The sequence below is a fragment of the Halorubrum tibetense genome, assembly GCF_042661865.1.
GTDB lineage: Archaea > Halobacteriota > Halobacteria > Halobacteriales > Haloferacaceae > Halorubrum > Halorubrum tibetense.
The window spans coordinates 1-3,951 of record NZ_JBHSWW010000227.1 but is presented as its reverse complement, the minus strand read 5'-3'; the positions used below and the strand labels follow the sequence as shown (position 1 = coordinate 3,951).

The 3,951-nt window shown below is 64.3% G+C and carries 3 protein-coding genes, 1 tRNA gene and 1 pseudogene; 1 reads left to right on the top strand and 4 read right to left on the bottom strand.

What is annotated here, in order from left to right; all coding sequences use genetic code 11:
* On the bottom strand, positions 1-214 hold a 214-nt coding region (locus ACFQEU_RS12465), incomplete at its 3' end, for a hypothetical protein (RefSeq protein WP_379782606.1).
* A gap of 137 nt (positions 215-351) precedes the next feature.
* Here ACFQEU_RS12465 and ACFQEU_RS12460 point away from each other — a divergent pair.
* Positions 352-422 (top strand) — tRNA-Gly (locus ACFQEU_RS12460).
* Positions 423-832: 410 nt separating this feature from the next.
* Here the strand turns inward: ACFQEU_RS12460 and ACFQEU_RS12455 are convergent.
* From ACFQEU_RS12455 to ACFQEU_RS12445, 3 genes and pseudogenes are all read right to left on the bottom strand, one after another.
* Entirely contained in the window at positions 833-2,869 is a 2,037-nt protein-coding gene (locus tag ACFQEU_RS12455) for an AAA family ATPase (RefSeq protein ID WP_379782604.1), read from the bottom strand.
* A gap of 108 nt (positions 2,870-2,977) precedes the next feature.
* The gene (locus ACFQEU_RS12450; RefSeq protein WP_379782602.1) at positions 2,978-3,388 is read right to left on the bottom strand and encodes a hypothetical protein; all 411 of its coding nucleotides are present in this window, start codon (positions 3,386-3,388) and stop codon (positions 2,978-2,980) included.
* 155 nt (positions 3,389-3,543) lie between these two features.
* A pseudogene (locus ACFQEU_RS12445) lies at positions 3,544-3,855 on the bottom strand (ATPase domain-containing protein); the annotation flags it as partial.
* Positions 3,856-3,951 lie beyond the last annotated feature (96 nt).

Genomic DNA, 3,951 nt, shown 5'->3' with positions numbered 1-3,951 from the left:
AGCGCCACGGACCGTCGTCGGTCCACGTCCGGCCGATGGCGGCGGCGAGTCGGTCACGGCGGTCGCGGATGCGGTCGGCTGCGGGGTTGTCGCCGTGGCTGACAGCCGGGTCACCGTGGCCGACGCCCGTGTCGCTCCCGGGATCACCGGCGTGTTTCCTACTGTCATCCACGTCGTCGCCGCTCCCCGCCCCGGGTGAACCGTCCTCGCTCATACCGCCTACTGCGCGGGGCGGCGGTTAACGCTGTGGGAGGCAGCGAGACGGGAGCATGGGGGAGTCGGTCGCTTCCATGCGGGGACCGAACGGCGAAGCGCTACGTTGAAGTGTGACGGTCGGGTACGACAATTCGAGCACCGTTGGTCCAGTGGTAGGACATTAGCTTCCCAAGCTAATAGCCCGGGTTCAATTCCCGGACGGTGCATTTCTCGAACGAAGTGAGAGAAATCACCGACGGGATTGAACCCTATCAGTCGCGCGCAGCGAACGAAGTGAGCGAGCACGTCTGATTCTGATTCAATTCCCGGACGGTGCACTTCCCGAACGACTGAGAGAACTCTTCGGGCGGTACCCTCCTGCTACGCGGGCCCTTATAAACGCGTTCGAGCGCCCCCGACCGCCTATATAACCGCGTCCGAGCCTTCGCCGAAATGCTCGTACACACGTCATAGCGGGCCCTCGGGGACTTATACGCGGACGGGCGCAGCATGAATCACGGAAACGTATCCGAACGCGGTGGACGGCTCGAACGGATCCGGGACGGAAGACGGCACCTCTCGGTTCCGGCCGGGGTCCGTCGGCGGACCCGTTTCGTTCAGCGGACTGAATCGGCGCTCAGCCGCCGAACAACGACTGGAAGAAGCCGGTCTTCCGGTCGCCGTCGAACGCGCCGAGCGTCCGATTGAGCTCGCGGGCGAGCGACCCGAACGCCTTCCGGGTGTCCATATCCACCTCCGCCGCGAACTCGTCGCGGTTCCGCTGGAGGTACGTCGCGGGACGCGAGCGATCGAAGGAGCCGTCCGCGATCCCGTGTTCCGCGAAGTATCGATCGAGCCGCTCGACGATCGGCCCACTCGGCACGACGTCCGCGAGGCTCTCGCTCGTCACGCGGTCGTCGATGCCGGAGGCGCCGGCGAGCTCGGCCGCGTACGCGCGGTTGACGAGCTCGAGGTAGAACGACTCCGAGAGCACGTCCTCGATCGTGGTGTCGCCGTCGACGAGCGCGTGCGACCCGATCCCGACGACGGTAACGTCGCCCGGGGGTTCGGGGCCGTCGAGCTCGTCGCCGTCGTGGACGATCGCCACTTCCTTATCGCCCGTGTCGAAGACGGATCGAACCGTCGCGGTGTTCTCCAAGGTTCCGATCGGGAGGACGGTCCAGCCGCGGTCCAGCACCGGCGCGTCGGTGTCCTCCAACAGCTCGGAGACGTTGAACAGGTACTCGTAGGTGGTACCGTCCTCGACCAACAGCAGCTGCGATCTGGCGACCATCGTCTCCATCACGCCAAGCTCGAAGACGTTCTGGAGCGGGAACCGCGTGTACGCGTCCGCCTTGTCGGCGTCCGACAGGACGGTCGATCCGGTTTCCGGGTCCTTGTGTATCATCTTCACCCGGTGGGCCCGATCGAGGTCGATCATGAACGGCGAGTGTGTGCTGTACACGACGGTGCCCTCGGCGGCGATCTCCTCTTCGAGGAAAGTGAGGAACTCGCGTTTGGCTTTCGCGTGCAGGTGAAGCCCGGGCTCGTCCAACAGCAGGACCGCTTCCTCGTCGCGGTCGCGGAGCGCGAACAGGGTACAGAACGTCGAGAAGAACCAGCGGAACCCCTGTGATCGCTGGTCGAACTCGACGGTCACTCCGTGATTGAGGTTCTCGACGCGGACCTCCACCGTGCGCGAGTCGCCGTCGACGCCGCGGAGCCGAACCGCCACGTCGTCGGCCTGGCTCCAGTAATCGGTGACCGCGCTCGTCACCTCGCTCGATGCGGCCTCCAGCTCGGTGAGCGTCTCGCGCCAGTCCTCCTCACGCAGCGACTCGACGTCGAGATCCGCGATCGAGAGCAAGGCTTCGAACACGCGGTCGGACGCAGTCTGCTCGCCCGCCTCGATCCGGTCGGCGAACGCTTCGAGATCGATCGACGCGTCCAGCGAGTTGTACTCGCCCACGTAATGGAACTCCGGGAGCGCCGGCGCGAGGACGTCCTCCCCGACCGCCGCGATCGCGACCTCACGGGAGTCGGGGACGACATCGGCGAGCATACCCACGTCGCCGAACCCGCCGGTTCCGTCGCCGTCGGCGGTCTCGTCGCTGTCGGCGGTTTCGTCGTCATCGCCGGTGTCGTCGTCCTCGGACGCGTCGCCGTCGGCGGTCTCGTCGCTCTCGCGGAGCTCGTCGACGGTCGCGTGAAACTCGGCTATCGATCCGGCATCGCGCAGCTCGCGCCGGGCGTCGGCCGGGACGTCGTGCGTGGAGAGGAGCCAGTCCACGTACGCCGACTCGTCGAGCTCGAACTCCCACCGTCGGTCGTTCGCGTAGTCCTTCGTCGCGACGACCGTGCCGTCGGGAGCGCGGCCGCCACGGTCGTCAAGCCGGTCCCGCTCGTCGCGATCGAGCGCGAATTCGACGCTCACGACCGGGTCCGGATCGTCGTCGTGTCTCGGCTTGTAGTCCGGCCACCGGCGGCGCGGGTAGTCGTCGTACGGGGTGAACCCGCCGTCGCCGCCGGCGGGATTGAGTCTGGAGACCGCCTCCATGAGAACGGTTTTCCCCGACTCGTTTTTGCCGATGAGACACGTGAGGTCGTCGACCTCGACCCACCCCGTGTCGTCGATACTTTTGTAGTTTCTGACGCGTACTCGTTGTGGTTTCATGGCTGTCGGATCACAAAATACGGGACGGTTCGTGGCCTGTGCGGCGAGACGGCAGGCAGACACCAACGGAGCGGGTTACACGAGGTCCCGCTCCACGAGTGTCCATGACTATCTCGGCCGCTCTTCTTCGGGGGTCTGGAGCTTCGTGATGTCGAACTCCACGTCGGGTTCCGCTATCGTCTCTCCGACTGCCTCGAAAATGTGGACCCGGTCCGCACGGAAGATCCGCGCACTGAATATGTTGTCGCGGATGTACGTCGGGATCCCCTTGTTCAGTGGAGTCACGATGACGATGTCGTCGTCCTTGTCGACGATGAGCTCGACGAATGCGACCTCACCGCCGACGACGCCCGCGATCACGTCACCGGGATAGATCTTGGGGTCTTTCATGTTGTCCGGAACGAACGGTTCCGTGTCGGCGACGGGCGGGACGTCAAACTCGCCCGTCAGTGGGAGATCATCGACCGTCGCGTTCGGGTGTACGTATATCTCGCGTCGATCGTCGGCAAATCGTTGCATACACCGATTTATATGGGTGGAATAGGTATAATACTCCTACCAACCCAGTAAGGTACTCGCGGATACCGTTGGCCTTTCAGACCGTATGGTCACCGAGCGGAACAACGAGCTACCGTTCCAGTCAGACCGACGGCGAGCGAGGCGGAGTCACGTCGTCAGAAGATGTTGGCCTGTCGGTACACCGAGATCCCGGAGTTCGTGATCTCGTAGGGTTTCGTCTCGCGGGAATGGTTCGCGTCACGGATCTTCTGGATCTCCACGGCGAGACGCGTCTCGCGGAAGTCGGAGCCGCGGACGTACTGGAGGACGAACACCGCGTCCGTGAGATATTCGACGATCCCGTATCGGGACGCGTACGGGGTTTCGCTGCTCGCTTCCGAGGTGAGAAGGGTCGTCACGCCCGCCTGTTTCAGCGATCTGGTAAAACCGAACACTTCCGATCTGCGCTTCGCCGGGTGATCGTACATTGCTCCGTTGAACGCCGACGCCGTCTGCGGATCGTATCGCTGATTTCACGGGATTTGGACGCCGTCTGGCGATATGGGACGTCTCAGGAACCTCGC